This is a genomic window from Fibrobacter sp. UBA3718, assembly GCF_002371935.1.
Lineage (GTDB): Bacteria > Fibrobacterota > Fibrobacteria > Fibrobacterales > Fibrobacteraceae > Fibrobacter.
Map to the genome: position 1 here is coordinate 89,314 of NZ_DFHR01000013.1, position 20,395 is coordinate 109,708.

Consider the following 20,395-nt stretch of genomic DNA (forward strand, 5'->3'; position numbering starts at 1 on the left):
AGGCGCCTGTAGCCTACACCACCGTATTTCGCACAAACTAAAAATCCCCCGGTCTAGGACCAGGGGACTTTTTTCAAGCTTTTCGCCTGTTGTGCGCTTGGCTACCGCGATTATGCTTCGTCAGCGAGCTCAGGGAGCTTCTTAATCACGTTGCGACGGCCATAGCGGACCTTGTTCGGGTCGAACTCGGTCGGAGTGGCAATCACCGGAGCTTCGGCGGCTGCGGGAGCGGCCACAGGAGCTTCGACAGCCGGAGCGGCAGGGGCAGCCGGAGTTTCAACCGGGATGCGCGGAGCGAGCGGACGGCGGGCTTCGGTTGCAACGGGAGCGGCAGCTTCGGCGGCCGGAGCCTGGACGGCCTCGGCAGGAGCTGCGACTTCGGCAGCCGGCTTGTTGAATTCACGACGCGGACGGTCGGGACGGCCTTCACGGCGGTCACGGCGCGGGCCACGGTCGGAGCGCTGTTCGTTGCGGTCACGGTTCTGGGCGGGCTGGGCCTGCTTGTCACCGCGAGCTTCCTTGTTGTTCTGACGATCCTTGCCATGGTCCTTGTTGTTGCGGTCACCGCGCTGAGCCATGTCCTGTGCGCTTACGGGGCGACGGGAATTCGGCTTCAAGTTCATGTCCGGGGTGAGCTTTTTAACAATCGGAGTATGGAGATTGTCGAGAACCTTGTTAACCTTAGTCAGGATAACGATGCTCAGAATCACTGCGACGAGCGACAGAGCAATTGCGATGTATGTTTCCATCTGGGCACCTCATAAATAAGGGTTAAGCCACAACGGAAGGCTGGAAAAGACCCGCCGTAGGGGTGATTGCGAGTGTGTGTAGTTTAGGGCCATCTTAATAGCGCTTCTAGGGAAGCTTGACGGCCAGGGGCTCCTATCCAGCGGACTTGAGTCCGGCTCAGGAATCTGGAGCAGGGCGGTTTTCGCCGCAGCGATGAACCGCAGGGGGCAATCACGGGCGGAAATTTAACAAAATTTTGTGTCAAAAAACGTTATACAAACGCTTTTTCAACAACTTTTTCCATTTTTTCGGCCATTGCGTCCCAACTCATGGTCAGGGCACGTTCGCGGGCGTTCTTTTCGAGTTCGGCAAGGCGGGCCTTGTCATGCAGAACGGCCGCGGCCTTCTCGCAGAAGCCTTCGGGATCGTCATTCTCGTACAGGAGGCCGGTCACGCCATCCACCACGGAATCCTTGAGGCCAGCGACGTTGTTGCTCATCGAAATCGTACCGCAGAGGTTCGCCTCGATGTTGTTGATGCCCCAGCCTTCCTTGAACGAGGGGTTTATGAAAAGGGAGGAGCGGCTCAGGAGGTCGCGCTTTTCGTCTTCGGATACGCGTCCGAGGAACTTCACGGAATCACGCACGCCAAGCTTATCGACCAACTTTTCGAGTTCGGCGCGGTAGTCCCCGCCACCCGCGACCTCAAGTACGACGCCCGGCACCAGTTCGCGGAGGCGCGGCATGGCGTTGATCACGAACTGCGCGTTCTTGTACTTCATGAGGCGGCCCACGTAAGAAATCACCGGAGGGTCAGCCTTGGGTTGTGTCGGATGGAAGTACACCGTATCGATGCCCGGCTCCACCACCTCGGTCCACCTGGGCTTGATTCCCATGTCGGCAATCTCGTCGGCGGTGCTCTGCGAAATCGCGAGGAAGTTCTCGCCCTTGTAGAAGAGCGCTACCGCACGTTCCATCAGGTAAACGTACAGCGCCATCGGGAAGAACGTCTCGCGGAAAATCGACTTGCGGAAAAAGTGCATCACCATGTGGAGACGCTTGACCTTCGTGTTGCACGGCGTGAAGAACGGAATCTTGTTCAGGTCCTCCACGATGAGGTCGTATTCGTGCTGGTGCTTGTGGGCATAGCGGTGCGCCGTGTAGTTGAAAAGGAACTTGTTGCCCGTGCGGATGGTGCGCATGCCATCGACCACCTCTTCGTCGGGCAGGCCCTTCACGCTATGCGAAAGGACCGTCACCTCGTAGTTGCGGGTGTTGATGCGCTTGAAAATCTCGTGAAAGTACAGTTCGGCGCCACCCGCTTCCGGGTTCTTGATGTCGCGCCAGTTGATAAGCAAAATCTTTTTCTTTTCCACGTTACGACCTGTTCAATTTCCGCGTGTAATATACAAATTTTCAGGTACTAGGAATCCGCAAGCGAGCGCATCCTCGCTACTGCTTCCTTAAACAGCGCCGGTTCCTGCAGGAGCGAGATAACCACCCAGCCATCTTCGTCAAAGTCGAAGAAGAACCCGGGCTGCACCAGCACGTGCTTTTCGCGGAGTAAACGGAGTGTGAGTTCCTCGTCTTCTTCGCCCAGGCGGATAACCGCATACCAGCCGCCGAGGACCTCGGGGCAGTACTTGGACGGGAAGGCTTCACGAAGGGTCTGCCAGTTCTGCAAAAGGCGTCCCTTGACGCGCGATTCGTAGGCGGCGGACTGCTTGAGGAGCGCGGTGCCGAGAGCCTGCGCCGGGGCGGACACGCTCAGGTAGGCGTCTTCCACGAATTCGAGTGCCGCGCGGATTTCTTCAAAGCGTTCGCGGGGCGCGTAAAAAGCCATCCAGCCGAGCTTGAGCTGCGGGGAACCTACGGCCTTGCTTAAGCCGTTCAGCCAGAATATGGGGCACTTGGGGCCGTCTTCGGGAAGGTTAATGAAGTCGCCGCCACCGGCATCCCAAAGAGACTCTCGCCCACAGTCATCCCCGCGCAGGCGGGAATCTCTCTTTCCGCCAAACACATATTCCCAACTACGGCGGACCTCCGGCGAAAAAGCGTAATCGCCGAAGACTTCATCCACCACAAGAATCATGTCGTTCTTTTCACAAAAACGAACCGCCGCATTCCATTCTTCGCGCGACACGCAATGTCCCGTCGGGTTATGCGGCGAAACCAACAGCAGGATTTTCGCCTTTTCCGGCGCAGCCAGCAAGCTATCAGTATCGAGTATGAATCGAAAATCCACGCCCGATGTCATCCCTGCGCAGGCGGGGATCTTTTTTTTCTTCTCCCGTTGCAATTTTAAAAAGTACGGCGCACATTCCAGGTGTTCCAACTGCGCAAGCGTATCGAGCAGCGGATAGCCCGGCATCGGCGTCAGAATCACATCGCCCGGGTCGCAGAAGGTCTTGAACAGCACCGAGTAGGCCTCGCTCGTGCTTGCAGTCAGAATAATCTGACCCGCCGTAAAGTTCCCGCCGCGTTCGCGGTAATATTCCACCACCGCCTCGCGCGCAGACTTCCAACCCGCAGCATCGGGATTCCAGCAACCGAAATCCTTGCGAGCATCCTCCACCGCCGCATTCAAGTCTATCGGCAATCCCGCCTTCACCGGGCTGCTTACCGTCATGTCGATGAACGGGAGCCCACCCTCGGCAGCATCCTTTTTCGCACACGCCTTCACGCGTTCCAGTTCAGCAAAGAACGGCGATGGGGAAAGATCTTTAGGCAAGCGGGAAGAAAGCATAGGAAGTGATTAATAGCTAGTCCTTAAGGCAACGAATACTCTTTCGATTATACATTCTAGAGTCGAACAGCGAAGCCTTAAAATACGCACCTGTCAGCCCCATTACACCAGCACAACCAGGAGTTTCATCAGACTCCGAAGAACTCCAGAAGTAGGCATAATCACCATATTCCCATTCCCCCAACAAAGACTGTTTGCTTACAGGCAATGCCGTGAACCCATATTCATCCGTTCCGTTTCCACTAGGAACAAAACAAGAAATCGAATCATTACAGGGGATGTACCATCCGCCATATTCGCTAGCGTTCCAGCCACTCGTTGATTTTAACACCATTCCTGCCATGGAACCTGCGGTATCCAACTGATTACCTCTAAAACTCGTGTCAACCACAGCTCGAAGCAAAATCCACCATTCATCCCTTGTAGGCAAATGCCAACCTTCGGGGCAAATGCCCTGTACGGGGTAAGTCGGCGAACATTCATGCTCATGCCCGCAACCCTCACCATTCGTACTGAAAACGGCGGCGCTATCCATCGCCTCCGCCCATGTATAGAAGCGCCCGTACTCAACGCAATTGGAATCGGCGTCTCCAAAGCAAACGCTGTTCCCCGTTTCGAAGTTCAGGTTTTGCGCCATCCAGACCTGGTCACCAATTTTTACGGTCTTGTAAGTTTGACCATCACGATCGTCAGTCAAGGATCCATATTCGCAAGTATCCGTGCTATCCGTCTTGCAAGGTGGCGTCGTCGGATTCATTTCGGGTAGCGAATCTGCTATATATTGCAGTGCCGCTGGAAGGGTATCCCATGCCCAAACGGAAGATGACGAATATCCGTTGTCGTCTGCGACACTGGAAGACGAATCGACAACATCCGTAGACGAACCGTTATCGCCGCAAGCGGAGAAAAGCGCCGTCAAGAAGATGCCGGTTCCAAGTAGCAAAAGACTTTTTTTCACAAAATCCTCCTTTTTTCCGTAAATATACAATAAGTTCACTACTGAGCGTTACTTTATTCCGACAATGGAACAAATAGCTAGACAGAACACAAAAAACGGCGACGGAGAAAGATCTTTAGGCAAACGGGAAGAGAGCATCAAGTTTAGTCCTTTAAGCAACGGACCGATTTCGCAGAGTTGACATCATCTTTGTCAGCAGTACCAAAACCCATATAAAAATTGACATACATATAGTAGGCGTTATCAGTAGAAGACCCCTCATCATATGGAGTAGAACTCCAGAAAAGCGCATTGCTGCCCAAGTCCTCATACTTTTCATCGAAATAGCCTACGGGCAGAACAGTGAACCCGTAGGAGTCTGTACACCCAGCACCGCAGTCGCGCCATTCATCGACCGCCATTAATTTTTTCTTTGCAACAACATTATCGTCATAACCGCCTACGGATTCATAAAGAACCATGAATTCAGCCCTTGTAGGCACATGCCAACCCTGAGGGCAAACACCCTGCACCCTCTCAGCGGGATTGCAATCGTGAATATACCCGCATCCTATGCCGTCATCGCTATAAATAGCGGCACTGTCCATCGCTGCGCCCCATAAATACAAGCGACCATATTTTTCACAATTCAAAGCATCGTCATCGTAGCAAAAACTGGAGGAATCTCGAGTTTCGGTCGGCTGCAGGTAGGCAAAATTCAAGTTCTCGGCCATCCACCACTGGTCACCGATTTTTACGGTCTTGTAGGATTGCCCATCACGTTCGTCAACCAGGGTTCCGTATTCGCAATCATCAAAGTACTCGTCTCTACAAGGTTCCGCGTAAGCCACGCTTATACTGCTGCTGGAGCGAGCGCTGCTAGACCTCACGCTCGAAGAATACCTGTCCGAAGACGAGGATGATTGGGCGGAAGATGACGAGACATCCGAAGACTCCGTGTCAGAGCGCGTCAGGAAGACATCGCTTCCATCGTCTCCGCAAGCGACAAGCATTGTGCAAGCAAAAGCCCCGACTAGGGCCAGCAACTTCCACGAAGACAACCTTGAAACCGACTTCATTTTTTCTCCTCCTCTTTACAAAAAAACTACTTCTTACGGCGCAGGAAGCCAGCCAACGCCACCGCGATGAGGATGCCCGCGGGGAGCACAACGGCGATGGTCAACAGGATGAGCTTCTGGAAATCAGAAAGTCCCTTCAACGACTTCTTGAAATCCTTGAGCTTGGCTAGCAGGCCGGGTTTGCCGCCCGAGGTGGAACCGTCGGATTCCTGGCCCAAGTCCTCGGAACCCGCGAAGGCCTCCCCCTTCGGGAGCATAGTGAACAACTTAGACGCCGATTCCTTGACCGGGCCTACAAAGCCGTCCAGTTTGGAACGGTACTTTTCGTAGTGTCTCTTGAAAGGGCGCTTGAGTTGTTCGAGCATGGGGCCTCCGAATTACTTCTTATACAGCAGGTTCACGCCGCCGAAGAGGGCGCGCATATTGGCCTTGAGCGTATCGCTAGAGACGCCGCGGCCTTCGACCTCAACATCGCCCGCCTTCAGGAGCATGCGGCTAAGCCCGCGGCCAGCCCACAACTTGTCCTTTTCAGGCACCACAAGCTGGCGGTACTTCACGAGTTCCACCGGCATGCCGATTTCGCGCATGAGCATGAGGGCCGCCTCGATCGGGCCTTCTGCCGTAATGGACCTCACCAGCGGTTCGCCATCCTTCTTGAAGTGGAAAATGAAGCGATTCTCGTCGGGGATGACCTCGATGTTGTTGAACACCAGGCGGCCGTTCACGTTCACGCGCTGCTCGCGGAACACGTCCAGCACGCGCTCGGCGCTGAGTTCGCCTTCCTTTTCGCTGTAGGCCTTCAGGATCGGCTGCAGTTCGGCGGCTTCGGCGAGCGTCATCTTGTAGCCGAACTTCGTGATAATCTCGTACACGGCGGTGCGGCCGCTCTGGCTCGTGAAGCTCAAGGCATCGTTCTGGTGGCGGCCGATGATGGAGTAGTCAATCGGGCGGTAGGCGCCCTTCTTCATGTCCTTCGTCTTGGAGGCGCCATCCTGGTGGATGCCGCTACGGTGCACGATGGCTTCGGCGCCGATCAGCGGGGCGCGGCTGTAGATGTTGATGCCGGACCACTGCGAGATGAGAATCGCCGTCTCGTAGATGCGTTCCATGTGGAGCCCGGTCTGTACGCCAGAGTTGTGCAGCGCGACCGCGACTTCGTAGAAGTTCGTGTTGCCGCAGCGTTCGCCCAGGCCGTTCAGCGCGACTTCCAGCTGGGTTGCCCCCACGAAGAAGCTTTCGACGGTGGCGGCCGTCGCCATGCCAAGGTCATTATGGCAGTGCACCGAAATCGTGACGTCCTTCGGGAGCGCCTCGTACACCTGCTTAATCTGGTTCACATACAGGAACGGACGGTAGCGTTCCACCGTATTCGGCAGGTTGATGGTCGTCGCACCGGCTTCGACCACAGCCTTCAGCACGTCAATCACGAAATCCATGTTTTCGAGGCAGTCACCGAAATGTTCGGCGCTGAATTCCACGTCGCCCTTGTCGCCCACGAGCGACTTTGCAAACTTCACGCAATGAACAGCCTTCTCCTTGACCTGTTCGGGGGTCAGGTGCAGCACGTGCTCCATCGAGAGCGGGCTTGTCGCAAGGAAAGTATGGATACGCGGGTGCGGCGCAAACTGTACCGCTTCCCAGCAGCGCTGGATATCGCTTTCCACGCAGCGGGCCAGGCCCGAGACAACCACGCGCTTTGCCACCTCGTCGCCTTCTTCGGCCATCTTCGCGGTGAGTTGCGCCAGTTCCTTGCACGATTCAAAGTCCATCTCGCTCGAAGCCGGGAAACCGACTTCGGCACCCTGCACGCCGAGCTTCAAGAGCTGCAGGTATACGTCCTTCTTCTGGGCGTTGTTCCAGGGCTTCGGAAGAGCCTGGTTACCGTCACGCAGGGTGACATCGTAAAAGAAGGGTTGTCTTTCAATCGTGTTCTTATTTTCGCTCATTTTTCATCTCCTTGCCGGCTTCCATGCGCCGCAAAGTTCCTTTTCCTGTTCAAAAATAGCATTTTGCCTTAAAAAAGAACCCGCTTCGTCACGGAAGCGGGCCTTTTAAGTTAATTCCTATTCAAAACGAAATAGCCTAAAACCTCGCTCCGTGCGCGATGCCAAGTAGAAGTCGAAGGTTAAGGATCTTTCTCATGCTATAGAATATACAAAGTTTTAGGCTACGTGGCAAGGGGCTGTTTCGAGACGCCCGCGATCTAGCGTTCCTCCCAGATTCCGTTCGGGAGCTTGCCGATATCGCGAAAGTCCAGTTCACCGCCGGAACGCGAAGAAGAAACGTTCACGAGGCGCGCAAGCGGCTTGCCCGCACGTTCAATCACGATTTCTTCTTGCGAGAGCGAGACCTGGTTCAGCAAGTTGCCGAAGTTCTGCCTCGCCTCCATGGCGGAGACTGTCTTTGCCATACGGAACCTTACTTCTTTGCAGGTTCAGCGGCCGGAGCGGCACCTTCGGCAGGAGCAGCGGGTTCAGCTGCAGGTTCAGCGTTCTGCAAGGCCTTGTCCTGAATGACGAGGTCCACGCGGCGATTCTTCTGGCGACCTTCCTTCGTCTTGTTGTCGGCAATGGGCATGGTCATCCCGAGCCCCTTGGCGGTAAGGCGGCCTGCGTCGATGCCCTGTTCCACGAGGAAGTTCTTCACGTTGTCGGCACGCTGCTGCGAGAGCTTCATGTTATGCTCGGCAGAACCCGTGTTGTCCGTGTTACCCTCGATAGACACGTTGAACTGCTGGTACACGGAGAGGATTCCCGCCACCTTCGCAAGGCTCGTCTTGAGGTCGGCCTTGAGGGAAGCCTTGTTCACGTCGAACAGGATGTCGGACATGGACAGGATAATGCCGCGGGCGTCCTTCGTCACCTGGATGAGCTTGGACTGGAGTTCGTTCAGCTTGTTCATGGCTTCGGCCTGGCGGGCTTCGGCCTTCGCGCGCTCCTCGGCAAGGGCCTTCTTCTCAGCTTCAAGCTGTTGCTGCAAGGCAGCCTGCTGCTTCTGGAGGTTGGCTTCGCGCTCGCTGGCGGCCTTAAGAGCCGCTTCCTTGGCGGCTGCTTCAGCCTGGAACTTTTCCTGATTCTGCTGCATTTCGGCCTGGAGGCGGGCTTCCTGGTCCTTCATCTTGGCCTTTTCAGCCTCAAGGTCGTTTACCTTACCGCTACGGGCCTGGTTGATCTGTTCCTGGATGGCTTCAATGGAGCGCGCTGTCGCTGCACGCTTTTCCCAGTTCTCGGCGGTATGGTTGCGAAGAGCCTGCGTTTCGGCCTGGACCGCAGCAATTTTCGCCGTCATGTCGCATTTGTTCGCAAGAGCCTTTACGCCATCGGATTCGGGGTCATCATTGAACGCCGCTTCCAGGTCGGCGAGAGTAGCCTTTGCGGCTGCGAGAGAATACTTTGCAGAAACGGCATTTGCGGGAACATCCTTGGACGCCGCATTGATAGACGCCTTGCACGCCTCAACGGCATTCGGTTCTGCAGCGGGGGCTTCAGCCGCAGGGGCTTCAACAGCAGGAGCTTCGGCCTTGGCTTCTTCGGCAGCAAAGCAAGCGGATGCCACCAGAGCAGTAATAACAAACAGATTCCTTGTCTTCATTACTTCGCCTCCGCCTTTTTCGTTTCCTGGTCAAGAATGTTCTGGTAGATGAGCTTGCGTTCGACATCGCCACGAAGTTCCTTCTCGACGCGTTCATCTTCCTTCTTTGCCGCATCGCGCTCGGCCGTCGCAACGGCAAGCCTGTATTCAAGGGCACTCTGTTCGGCAAGGGCGGCAGCCTGCTCGTCTTCTCCACTTGCCTGCAAGGCCTTTGCGGAATCGAGTTTCGCATTTGTCGATTCGACCTGTGCGGGATCCGCTTTCGCCTCCTCGGCAATCGCCTTATTGGCAGATGCATATTCAATCGACCGTGTCGCATTTACGCTTCCGGCACAACCAGACAGCAGGGCAACCGCCGTAACGGCTACACCCGCTGCAAAAAATCTCAATTTCATAGAGAACTCCTTTATTTAAACCAATCACCCAACAATATAGTAAAGAACAGCGGCTCTAGACCACCGGAACCCGCAAGGGTTAACCCTGCGACGTCTCGGCAAACTTCAAATTCTCGTAGTTCTTCATCGCGAGGTTCAGACGATACTCGTTCGGGAAGAGGCACACGAGGTTCCTTTCCTTGTCCATCATGCAGTCCATCGCGTATTCCTCGGCGAACTTGCCCACGTCCTTCTCGGGGCCAGAAACCCAGCGGATTCCGTGGGCAGGCACGCGGTCCAGCGAGACGTCGGCGCCGTATTCACTCTGCAGGCGGAACTTGAGCACGTCGAACTGCAGCTCGCCCACCACGCCGATAACCGGAATCGCGGACTTGAGCGGTTCGTACAACTGCGTTGCGCCTTCTTCGCTCAATTCGGCAAGGCCCTTCGCCATCTGCTTCGACTTGAGCGGGTTCAACAAAGTAACGCGGGCGAAGTGTTCCGGAGCGAAGTCAGGAATGCCCGTGAAGTTCATCTTCTCGCCGTCCGTGAGCGTGTCGCCGATGCGGAACAGTCCCGGGTCGTTGATACCCACGATGTCGCCCGCCCAGGCGTGGTCGATGACTTCCTTGTCCTTCGCGAGGAACGCCGTCGGGGCGGCCAGGCGGATTTCGCGACCGGTACGCACGTGAAAAACTTTCTCCCCGCGGGTAAAGCTTCCCGAACAAATTCGCAGGAAAGCCGTGCGATCGCGGTGCTTGGGGTCCATGTTGGCCTGAATCTTGAACACAAATGCGCTGAAGGCATCCTCGTCGGGGCTCACCGGGCGCTTGTCGGTCTCGCGCACCATCGGGGGCGGCGCAAGCTTTGCGAAAGCGTTCAAAAGCTGACGCACACCGAAGTTGTTCACCGCAGAACCGAAGAACACGGGGCACATCTCGCCCTTCAGGAACTTCTCGTGGTCGAACGGATCCATACCGCCCGTGACCATCTCGTATTCTTCCTTGAACTGGTTCACCCAGTTCTCGCCGCACATTTCCACGAGGCGCGGATCGTCCGGGCCTTCCATCTGGATGATTTCCTGGTGGCCTTCTTCCTTGTTGAAGGTATGGAACGTATTCTCGGCAATGGAATACACGCCCTTGAAAAGCTTGCCCACGCCAATCGGGAGCGTAAACGGGGCCGTCTTGATGTGCAAGACATTTTCAATCTGGTCGAGCAGGTCGAGCACATGGCGACCGTCGAGGTCCATCTTGTTGATGAACGTGATAATCGGGGTGTGGCGCATGCGACACACGTCCATGAGCTTGATGGTCTGCTTTTCCACGCCGTTCACGCTATCGATAAGCACGAGGGCTGCATCCACGGCAGTCAGGGCACGGTAGGTGTCTTCACAGAAGTCCTGGTGCCCCGGGGTATCGACGAGGTTGAACATGCAACCTTCGAACGGGAAATTCAAAACGGAACTCGAGACCGAAATACCGCGCTGCTGCTCGATCTTCATCCAGTCACTCACCGTGTAGCTGCGGTTCGCCTTGGCGCGCACGTGGCCCGCCTCGCGAATCACGTTTCCGTACCACAGGAACTTCTCGGTGATGGTGGTCTTACCCGCGTCCGGGTGGCTGACAATGGCGAAGGTGCGGCGTTTCTCGATTTCTGCGTTCATGGTTCAAAAGCCCGTTTTTGTAATCAGGCGACAAATATAGTTTTTTTCGCGGGCATCCATGTCAAAAACAAAATAGCTTTTGCCGCGACTCTCGCCTTTTAGTATATTTATGGCACTATGCAGATTACTAACGCTTCTCAACTTACTGGTGTTTTCCCCGCGTTGTTCACCCCGCTCAAGAACGACGACCCCAAGAACCTCCGCAACTCCATCGACTACAAGAAGATGGGTCAGATGATTGACGACGTGATTGCAAACGGCGCAAGTGGCGTGCTCCCTGCCGTGACCACGGGTCAGAGTGCGACGGTCTCTCCGCAGCAACACCTCGATGTCATCAAGTTTACTCTCGACTACGTGGATGGCCGCGTGCCCGTGATTGCCGGTGCCGGTTCCAACTGCACCCGCGAATCCATCGAAATGATCGAGAACGTGCAGAAGATTGCCCCGGTGGCGGTCCTCTGCGTTACCGGCTACTACAACAACCCGCCGCAGGAAGGCCTGTTGAAGCACTACCGCACGCTCAGCAGCGAGACGGGCGCCAAGATTGTCATCTACAACGTTCCGGGCCGCACCTCCAGCTACGTGCACCCCGACACCCTCATCGAACTTGCCGAAGACAAGAACATCATCGGCCTCAAGCAGGCCGTGGAATTCGGCTTTGGCGAAAAATTCCACGAAGATACGATGCGCGTCATCAAGGAAACGAAGGGCAAGGACTTCGCCGTGATGAGCGGTGAAGACGGCCTCTTCGCCGACCTCCTCGAGATGGGCGGCACGGGCCTCATCAGCGCTTCGGGCAACATCCCCGAGGCCACAAAGACGTTCGTAGAACTGTACAAGGCATTCCAGGCCGGCGACAAGGAGAAGGCGCACAACCTGCAGAAGGATGCCCGCGACTTTATCGACATCACGTTCTGCCGCAAGAACCCGATTCCGCTGGGCACGCTGTTCAACAGCCCGCTGTTCCAGCCGCTCGTAAGCGTGAAGGACACGGCCAACGGCGCCGACGCTGTCGCCCGCATCATGAAGCTTATCGAAGAAAAGGCCCCGAGCCTCAAGAAGTATCACGTATAGGAGGCCCCATGGCTAAGATTCAGAAATCCATTACTGACGAAATCTGCGACTACCTCAAGAAGCAGAAGCTCTCCCCCATTCCCGTTCAGACCCTGAATGAGGAAGCGGAAACGACCCGCTACTTCGGCGGCGACCTCAAGGAATTCATTGCCGCGGCCAAGACGCTCGGCGCAAAGGGAATCTTCGTGGAAGAACTCTACCTCGAAGACGACGAGTTCTACTACGACAGCGGCATGGACGACGAAGAGTACATGGCGCTCTACGGCAACGAGAACGTGGAATGCAAGTGCTGCGGCGAAGACTGCAAGTGCAAGAAGGGCAAGAAGGCGAAGGACGACGACAGCGATGTCGACGCCGTGTACTTTGAACCCGAGGACCTCGACGGACTCGACCTCACGCTGTTGAAGCCGCAGATGGCGAAGTTCCTCGACCGCATCGGCGAAGCCTGCGGTGCACGCCTCACAGTTCCGGGCGTCGACCACCTCGAAGTGGAAATCTTCGCTGACTGGTACGACGAATTCGCAGAACTCGTGGACGAAGCTTCCGAAGCTATCGAAATCGACCCGACCGAAGCTCTCCGTCAGGCACAGGCCGTTTACGAAGCCGAAGAGAAGGCTGCAAAGGCCGCAACCGCCAAGGCCAAGGGCACAAAGAAGATTGCCGCGCACCCGCCCAAGAAGAACAAGAAGTAAGGGGCCGTTTCAAGGCAAATATTTACACCCTCGCCCCCGCGAGGGTGTTTTTTATTGCAGCAAAAACCATCGCAACAGCAAACGAAAAAGCCCCGCCGAAGCGGGGCCGAATTCCTGAATCGTCAGCCGATTACTTGAACCAGGGGTTCATGTAGAACTGGATCTGCCAGGACTTGGCGGAGCTTTCTTCGTAACCAGCGTTAGTGAACATGTCATCAAGCTTGATGTAAGGCAGGAAGTCGATGATGACGCGGACGCCAACATCGGTATAGAACTTGCCGACATCGATCGTGGTACCGCCACCGATGACAATCGAAGCCACGAAGGACTGGGCATCGAAGTAATTGTAGATCCACTTTTTACCCATCATCTCTTCCGTCATGCCAGTCACTTCCGTGCCGTCTTCGTCGGAGAAGCTGATGCTCGTGCCGAGGTTGAGTTCCAACTGCAGACCGGCTTCGGCATAGATGGTCGGGGTGAAATTGTAGCGGGCAAGCACCGGGACCTGGAGACCAAAGACAAAGGCATCCACAGTCACGTCGCTGTAGTAGGAGCCATAATATCCGTAATCGTCATAGCCAGAGATGCGGAACTGACCGAGGTTGGCCATGTAGAAGCGAATGTCGATGTTCGCTTCGGCAATCAAGCTGAGGTTGTTGTTGAAGTGGTAGTTCAAAGATCCACCGAACTCCATAGCGCCACCGAAGAGGTCTCCACCGTAGTCAATGCAGGAGCCTGGAATATTGGGATTGCAAACTTCCGTGCTGAAGAAGCCGCTAAAACCGACACCGACATTCCAGCCGAGGTTGTAGGGCTTATCGAAAACGGAGCCGCCTTCGCCTTCGGTGCGGCTGGTCTTCTTGCTCTCGTCGTCCATGCTCTTGTATTCGACGTCAGAACCGGAATTGTCGGAGGCCGATTCGTCGCTGCTACCCATGTCAGTATAGCCGTCTTCGGACGCCGGTGCGGATTCAGAAGAACCGTAGTCCTCGCCGTAGTCATAGTCATCCTGAGCAAATGCCGTCGCGCTAACAAGGCTTGCGGCAGCAAGGAACAGGAACATCTTCTTCATAATGATCTCTCCTTAAAGGGGGTATTGTTGTTGAATGTAAAATTTAGGAAAAGGTTGCTCGGAACCAATGTTACTTTTTGAATTCTTTCGTAAATTTCGCAATCTCGTTCACGGACTTGCGCGCGAAGTCGATTGTCATCTGGTCGTTCATCTCGCTGCAAGCGCGGAGCGTAATCGTCGTATGCTTGCACACCGGCTTGTACGCTTCAGGCGCACCCGTGCAACCGGCAACGATTCCCGACGAGAGCACGCCCACGCGAATGTCTGACTTTTTCTTGATTTCACCCGTCGCGAAATCGAGAATCTGGATAAAGCCGGAGGTCGAAGCCTTCTTGGTCAGGGAGTCGATAACGATGTGCGCATAGACCGTCTTGTAGTCGGGCACGTTGTAGCAACGGCGCTTGCCACTCTTCAGAGTTTCACATTCCTGGTGGCTGCCATACTGGACGCGCGCGGTGTTTTCTTTCTCTTCGCGGTCGCGTTCCACGTCGCGTTCATCATCGGAACAGACGTGCTTCTCGATGGAACCCGCGATGAGGTATTCGGCACTGCGGAGCTTGCCCATCATCTCCTCGCCTTCGCTATCCTGGAAGTCTGCCGAAGAACTCAGGTTCTGTTCGTCGAGCAGGCGATCGAGGTCGGCTCGCGTGAGGAACAACAGGAACTCGGAAGCTTCCTTGTTCTTCTGGAGTTCCGAAATAAGGGCTGCGTCCATGCGGCCACTGTAGTCGTTCTTGAACGGGTCCACGACCACACGTACGGTTCCGCGCTTCTTGCATTCCGCATAGAGCCTCTTGGAATCCTCGTAATCATCGTGGTAGGTAAACGCCTTGCGGAAATGGATGGCGGCCTGCTGCTGGTCGGACTTGTTACGGCCGTTCATCTTTTCGAGACCCGCGGCATAGTGCGAAGCAGCGGCACTATCCTTTGCAACCTTAAGATCCCTCGGGTTGAAGTCCACGCTCAACTTGATTTTCTCGTTGCGGCGGGCAATCAGCTTGATCTGCTTTGCGTATTCCGCCTTCTGTTCTTCCATGTGAACAATCTTGTCCCAGCGCTTCGGGTTCGGGTCATCGCGCTTCTTGAACATCGCAATCGTGTCGTTCTTCGCAGAAACCACATCGTCAAACGTCTTGTTGAGGAAGTCAATAGCAGGCTGATAGTCGGGCTTGATTTTCAAGGACTTGAGAGCCTCTTCGATAGCCTTGTCGTCCTTGCCATCATTATATGCCTTCTGGGCACGGTTGAAAGCATCTACGTGCGGACCTGTCGCGGCGCAAGATATGAGAGCAAATGTGGCTGCAGAGAGCAGGGCTAGCCATGTCTTTTTCATTCTGAGGATACTCCGTTATTTTAGGAATTCAAATACAATCTTGCCTTCGTCGTCGTTCGGACCCTCGAAGGACTTTTCGTCGAAGCCGGGCTTGTCGCCAATCGCTTCAAGAATCGCCATGCCGAGGTCGCTCTTGGAGCCCCTGAACGTCACGGCGTAGGTCACGATATCCTTTTGAGGCTGCGACTGCGAGTTGAGCGTCGCGATACCCTTGAGAGCCTTTTCAAACGGCATCCTCTGGCTGCGGGCCGACTTCATGTTGCGAAGCTCGACCGTATACTGCGAGCCATTGTCCGCAGCGTTGATCCAGGCTTCCAGAACCTGTTCGGAAAGGTTGCGGGCAGCGACGACAGCAGCCTTGTTGATCCCGCCGTTACGGGCAACTTCCATGGTAGATGCGACCGTGTGCACCGCATTGGAGAACGTGGCTACAATCTCACCGGAATTCACATTGACCACTTCGACGCCAATCTGCAGCGAAGCCTTGATCTTGTTGCCCGATGCGCGTTGGTAGCTGATGACCGCCACTTCGCCACGGGCCACGAAATTCACGCCCTCCTTCTCGGCAAGCTTGCGAACGGCAGCACGATCCGAAGGATCCACCCCCGTCTTGGCAAGCGAGGGCGCAAGCGCGATGTTGCGAGCGAGATCGGAAGCCTTCACGTTGAACTGCTGCTTCACGAACTGCTGCTGGAACTTGTCAACAATCTGGGCGTCAGGAATCTTCTTCCAGATATTTTCGGTAAAGACTCCAATCGTGACATCGGTCTGGGTACGATTGTTCGTCTCGATATCGGTCCTGGAGCCGTCGAATCCATCCTCGGAAGCTTCCTCGCGGGAGCCCTGGACCTTGGTATCCTGGGTTGTCGTCTTGGAAATGGCGATTCCCTTCTTTTCCCACGTGGTGAGAACGAACGCAATGGAAGGACGATTCTTCTGGACCTGGCCGTATCCGCCGCCCGTGAGATCGTAGGCAAAGCCTGCAACAGCGAAAACGAGCGTCGCCAGCAACGCCAGGAAACAAGTCGATATTTTTTTCATACACGCCTCTTTCGAAAAGGGTATAAAGCTATTCTGAATTTAAGTTTTTTTTTACTTGCCGTCAATAGCTAATCATTGAAAATAAAAGGCATCCCCCATAATCTTAAAAATCCCCGCCCGAAGGCAGGGATTTTCAAAAGAAAGAGGGAGTATGCTATAAACTAGCGGTTCACCACACGGACCTTCTGGACGCCCATGGCGCCCTTCACCATGTAGATGCCGGACTTCTGGAACTTTGCAGCGACGGCATCCTTGAGCGACGTGCCCGCAGAGAGTTCCACCTTGCCCATGAACTTGCCCTGCATGTCAAAGACACTGACCGTCTGCGCATAGTCCATGCGGAGCTGCTGGGCAATAACAGTCGTCGTATCGTCGCCCGGACCGTTTTCGGAACCCGGTTTAGCAGTGGTGAAGACCAGCTTGACGTCACTAAACTTGACCGAACCTGTAGCTTGTCCCAAGTTGAAGGCAAACTGAGCGGCATCATCAGAAGCTTCTTCCATAGTAAAGATGAATGAGTATTCCTTTTCCGTAGTGGTGATGTCAAATTCCTTAGTGGCGTATGCACCCCAGGGGTCTACGGATTGCTGGAAAGTAGCTTCAATCTTGCGATCTACATCAGCGCTAGCCTTAAAGGACAGCTTGTACGTCATGTCCTTATCAAGAGCCAGATTGTACTGAACAAGCTGCGGCTGGTAAGGTTCTGAACCAATAGTGGTAACGTCAACCGTAGCCGTGCCACCAGAAACAGAAGTCTTTGCAGCAGAGTTACCCCAGTTTGAACCCTGACCTAGGAACCAAGATGCATCTTGGTTTGTAGAAATCACGCTGCTGCTCGGGAAATCACCATCCTTAAGAAGGTTCACTGTGGTTTCGCCAACCAATTCAAACTTGGCGACCACATCCTTTTCCTTGTCCATAGTTACAGAAATGGTTTCGGTAGTGCCGGTAACAGCACCTTCCCAACCCACAAACTTCCAGCCTTCGTTGGCTTTGGCGGTGAGCTGAACAGTTGTCTTGGGAGCATAATAGTTAGCGCTCGGGCTCTTTGTCACAGTACCTGCAGCAGCCGGAGATGCAGTTACATTGAGGGCGAGTTCATCGGCACTGCCACCGATTTTCAGCAGGTTCTTCTTAACGGTAGCATGACCTTTTGCAGTGCCCGTATTTCCAGTGTAGGATTCAATTTTCATGGAAGCAACTTCATACAGTCTACCCATCTTCATACCCACTTTAGCCCATTCGCTGAAGTGCTTGGAAATAGAAATGGTGCCCTTGGTGCGATGCTGGCTCGTATTCGACGGGATGGACCAATACTGCTTAAAGGTGCTGGTACCCGAAAGAGAAGGTTGCTGAATACGGTCGGTCGTATAGAAATCGTAGCTAATACCATCGATAACTGCAGAACCGAACTTTTTACCGCCCTGGGTAGGATTGTAGCTTCCGCGATCCTGGACAATGTAGTATTCAATTTCGTTGCTGAAACCACTGGGAATGTCCTGCTGGTCGTAATAACCCCAGCCATAGACGCTGACATACTTCACGTTGTCGGTGGAGCTCCATTCCACTTCAAATTCGGCGGTAATATTACCCACATTCTGAACGGTAACAGTGGAGTTAGACCCCCAACGCTTTCCGGAACGGGCCAACATGTTGATAGTACCACTCCATTCAACGGAGAATGCACCACCATTTTCGGTGCTCGGGTTAAGCGTCATAGTTGCGTTGCCGGCACCATTCTGGCTCCAGAGTTCGTAATCATAGCCAGCGCCGCTACCCATTTTCTGGGATTGGCCATTAGAGCAGTTAAGGGTGGTCTGCCCCCAGGAAACGGAAGACATAATTGCGGCTATGGCAATCCCCATCTTCGTAATTTTTGCAATACTCCTATTCATTTTCTAACTCCTGAATGTTTAGGTTTCTGCCCTAAAGATATATCAGAACACTCTAAACTGGAATACAACCAACAAAAAGGCGTTGTTGCAAAAAACAACACGCAACGAGCAAAAAATTGCCGTTTTTAGCGAAAATTCCCCACTTTCGCAGGGAATCTCGTTCAGGAGTATCTGAAGATTAAGCGTTTTTTACGGAGTCACCTTCACGCGGAGAAAGGTCTTGCCCTGCTTCACGAGGTAGATGCCCGTATTCTTGAACTTCGCCTTGATGGCAGATGCAACCGTAGAACCGGCCGGCACATCAATTGCGCCAAGAGAGCGGCCCTGCATGTCGAACACCATGAACTGGCCATCCATAGTCGCGAGAGCCTGGGTCATGAACGGGAGAGCATCCGTGCTGCTACTGCTGCGGCCCCAGTTCCAACCGCCACGGCTAGAACTGGATTTAGCGCTACCGCTGGAGCTGGACTTGGCCACGTTGGAGCTAGATTCCGGTTCCGGCTGCGGGAGCGGATGCTTGGCGTCGGTCATCTTGAAGTAGGTCACGTCGAACGAACCCGTTCCACCACCCGCTTCTACGAGTACCTTGGCTTCGTACATCTTGCCCATCTTCATGCCGAGGGATTCCCACTTCTTGAAGTGAGCCGTGATGTCGATATGGCCACACTGACGGGCACTCTTACGCACGCTGAAGTACTGCGGGAAGGTCTGGTCGCCCTTGATAGAGGGGGCGTTGTAGCGGGTATTCTGGTAAATTTCGTAGGTATCGCCGTCAACCGTGAATTCACCCTTTCTCTGGCCGAGGAGGTTTGCGCCCGGCTTGTTGAACCAGTCGTCCACGATGTAGTATTCTACGAGCGGGTCAACTGTCCAGCCGTAGATACCGATGTAGTTGTAACCGCCTGCGCTGCCCTGGTGGCTCCACTTGTAGTAAGCATCGATGGGACCAACTTGTTCATAAGTCTGCTTTTCATCATACTTGAAGCCTACGCGGGCAAGGAAATCGTTTGTGCCGCTCCATTTGGCGGTGTAGGTTCCGTTGTCGTAGTAGGTCATGGAGTTGTTGCCACCCTGGTACCAGATTTCGTAATGGTAACCAGTGGAGCCGATATTGCCCGTAGAGCTTGAGTTATTGCGGCCATTGTCCGTCTTGCTCTGGCCTTCATGGCCCATAGCGTCCTTGCAGGCGTCGATGGTGCCCGAAACTGCAGTCCCACCCTTAGAAGAGCTAGACTTTGCCACGGAGGAACTAGACTTCGACGAGGCGCTAGAAGTCGGCGACGGCGTAGCATTGTCGACCATATTAAAGTATGTGTAGTCCACGGAACCCGTAGCATTGCCACCCGCTTCGGTCATGAGCATCACTTCGGTCACGTTACCGAACTTGAGCGAAGCAGATCCACCGCCCTTCGAACCGCGAAGCTGCTTCTGCTGGCCGGTGAAGAGTTCATCCCACTTCTTGAAGTGGGCAGAAATGTCGATATGGCCACACTGACGCGGAGTCTCGCGAATGCTGAAGAACTGCACGAACGTAGAAGTGCCCGACTTGGAGGGTTCCTGCTGGCGGAGGAACGCGTGGATGGAGTACTTGGCGCCATCCACCGTGATTTCGCCGAACTTTTCACCCACATACTGTTCGCTCGGCTTACTGAACCAGTCGTCCACGATGTAGTATTCCGTTTCCGGGTTCTTGGTCCAGCCGTAAACGCCGATGTAACCGTACTGGGCGTTACCGCTCTTGGTATACTTGTAGTCGACCGCAAAGTTCTTTGTTTTGTGGCTGATGCCGTTGCCGTTGTACTGGTAGCCCACGCGAGTCAGGTAGTCGCTAGAACCACTCCAGTTGGCCTTGAACGTACCATTGCTGTAGTAGGTCATCGAGGCGTTGCCACCCTGATACCACTGTTCGTAGCCCCAAGGGGTCCCATTGATAGACCCCACCCTGTTGCCGCTCACTTGTGAGCCGTTTCCTGTATGACCCATGTTGTCGTTGCAGGCATCAGCAGCGAAAGCCGATACCGCTAACCCCAGCGTCATGGCAAGGCCGATACCGGCCAAAGAACATTTCTTCATAATTACTCCTATAAAGAATCGATGCGATCCCTTATCTATAATTTATATTGAAAACGTTCTTTTCTTTTACACAAGATAAACAAAGCGTTGTTGT

At 54.5% G+C, this 20,395-nt stretch carries 18 protein-coding genes and 1 pseudogene; 2 read left to right on the plus strand and 17 right to left on the minus strand.

Going from position 1 to position 20,395, the window contains the following annotated elements:
- Positions 1–110: 110 nt before the first annotated feature.
- The 11 genes from B4A77_RS03620 to B4A77_RS03670 form a co-directional block, all read right to left on the minus strand.
- Positions 111–749, minus strand: coding sequence for a hypothetical protein (locus tag B4A77_RS03620; RefSeq protein ID WP_290727144.1), 639 nt, complete (start codon positions 747–749; stop codon positions 111–113).
- Positions 750–1,000: 251 nt separating this feature from the next.
- Entirely contained in the window at positions 1,001–2,104 is a 1,104-nt protein-coding gene (locus B4A77_RS03625) for a glycosyltransferase family 4 protein (RefSeq protein WP_290738404.1), read from the minus strand.
- 47 nt (positions 2,105–2,151) lie between these two features.
- The gene (locus B4A77_RS03630; protein WP_290738407.1) at positions 2,152–3,474 is read right to left on the minus strand and encodes a pyridoxal phosphate-dependent aminotransferase; all 1,323 of its coding nucleotides are present in this window, start codon (positions 3,472–3,474) and stop codon (positions 2,152–2,154) included.
- A gap of 16 nt (positions 3,475–3,490) precedes the next feature.
- On the minus strand, positions 3,491–4,432 hold the full coding sequence (locus B4A77_RS03635) for a fibrobacter succinogenes major paralogous domain-containing protein (RefSeq protein ID WP_290738410.1): 942 nt from the start codon (positions 4,430–4,432) through the stop codon (positions 3,491–3,493).
- 143 nt (positions 4,433–4,575) lie between these two features.
- Positions 4,576–5,490, minus strand: coding sequence for a fibrobacter succinogenes major paralogous domain-containing protein (locus B4A77_RS03640; protein ID WP_290738413.1), 915 nt, complete (start codon positions 5,488–5,490; stop codon positions 4,576–4,578).
- A gap of 26 nt (positions 5,491–5,516) precedes the next feature.
- Positions 5,517–5,855: a hypothetical protein gene (locus B4A77_RS03645; protein ID WP_290738416.1), complete on the minus strand. Its 339-nt coding sequence runs from the start codon at positions 5,853–5,855 to the stop codon at positions 5,517–5,519.
- A gap of 12 nt (positions 5,856–5,867) precedes the next feature.
- A complete protein-coding gene (gene leuA2, locus B4A77_RS03650) occupies positions 5,868–7,436 on the minus strand; it encodes a 2-isopropylmalate synthase LeuA2 (protein ID WP_290738419.1) in 1,569 nt (522 codons plus the stop codon).
- Positions 7,437–7,693: 257 nt separating this feature from the next.
- Positions 7,694–7,900, minus strand: coding sequence for a type II toxin-antitoxin system Phd/YefM family antitoxin (locus tag B4A77_RS03655; protein ID WP_290738422.1), 207 nt, complete (start codon positions 7,898–7,900; stop codon positions 7,694–7,696).
- Positions 7,901–7,908: 8 nt separating this feature from the next.
- Positions 7,909–9,081, minus strand: coding sequence for an OmpA family protein (locus tag B4A77_RS03660; RefSeq protein WP_290738425.1), 1,173 nt, complete (start codon positions 9,079–9,081; stop codon positions 7,909–7,911).
- Complete coding sequence (locus B4A77_RS03665; RefSeq protein WP_173381495.1) at positions 9,081–9,476, minus strand: hypothetical protein; 396 nt, start codon at positions 9,474–9,476, stop codon at positions 9,081–9,083. Before B4A77_RS03665 ends, B4A77_RS03660 begins: the two co-directional genes overlap by 1 nt.
- 79 nt (positions 9,477–9,555) lie before the next feature.
- Positions 9,556–11,121 carry a peptide chain release factor 3 gene (locus B4A77_RS03670; RefSeq protein ID WP_173381494.1) on the minus strand — a complete coding sequence of 522 codons (1,566 nt, stop codon included), beginning with the start codon at positions 11,119–11,121 and terminating at the stop codon, positions 9,556–9,558.
- 117 nt (positions 11,122–11,238) lie between these two features.
- Between B4A77_RS03670 and dapA the strand changes: the two genes are divergently transcribed.
- Together dapA and B4A77_RS03680 are read left to right on the plus strand one after the other, a co-directional pair.
- A complete protein-coding gene (gene dapA, locus B4A77_RS03675; RefSeq protein ID WP_088638771.1) occupies positions 11,239–12,195 on the plus strand; it encodes a 4-hydroxy-tetrahydrodipicolinate synthase in 957 nt (318 codons plus the stop codon).
- An 8-nt stretch (positions 12,196–12,203) separates the two neighbouring features.
- Positions 12,204–12,887: a hypothetical protein gene (locus B4A77_RS03680; RefSeq protein ID WP_290738429.1), complete on the plus strand. Its 684-nt coding sequence runs from the start codon at positions 12,204–12,206 to the stop codon at positions 12,885–12,887.
- A 130-nt stretch (positions 12,888–13,017) separates the two neighbouring features.
- Here the strand turns inward: B4A77_RS03680 and B4A77_RS03685 are convergent, their stop codons facing one another.
- From B4A77_RS03685 to B4A77_RS03705, 6 genes and pseudogenes are all read right to left on the minus strand, one after another.
- Positions 13,018–13,959 (minus strand): outer membrane beta-barrel protein, encoded by a 942-nt coding sequence (locus tag B4A77_RS03685; protein ID WP_290738432.1) that lies wholly within the window; start codon positions 13,957–13,959, stop codon positions 13,018–13,020.
- Positions 13,960–14,029: 70 nt separating this feature from the next.
- Positions 14,030–15,292 carry a CsgG/HfaB family protein gene (locus tag B4A77_RS03690; protein ID WP_173381491.1) on the minus strand — a complete coding sequence of 421 codons (1,263 nt, stop codon included), beginning with the start codon at positions 15,290–15,292 and terminating at the stop codon, positions 14,030–14,032.
- Between the two features lie 15 nt (positions 15,293–15,307).
- A complete protein-coding gene (locus tag B4A77_RS03695; protein WP_290738435.1) occupies positions 15,308–16,333 on the minus strand; it encodes a hypothetical protein in 1,026 nt (341 codons plus the stop codon).
- Between the two features lie 161 nt (positions 16,334–16,494).
- Positions 16,495–17,553, minus strand: coding sequence for a carbohydrate binding domain-containing protein (locus tag B4A77_RS03700; protein ID WP_349678372.1), 1,059 nt, complete (start codon positions 17,551–17,553; stop codon positions 16,495–16,497).
- A 3-nt stretch (positions 17,554–17,556) separates the two neighbouring features.
- A pseudogene (locus B4A77_RS12875) lies at positions 17,557–18,228 on the minus strand (glycoside hydrolase family 11 protein); the annotation flags it as partial.
- Positions 18,229–18,417: 189 nt separating this feature from the next.
- Positions 18,418–20,301 carry a glycoside hydrolase family 11 protein gene (locus tag B4A77_RS03705; RefSeq protein WP_290738438.1) on the minus strand — a complete coding sequence of 628 codons (1,884 nt, stop codon included), beginning with the start codon at positions 20,299–20,301 and terminating at the stop codon, positions 18,418–18,420.
- Positions 20,302–20,395: the final 94 nt, after the last annotated feature.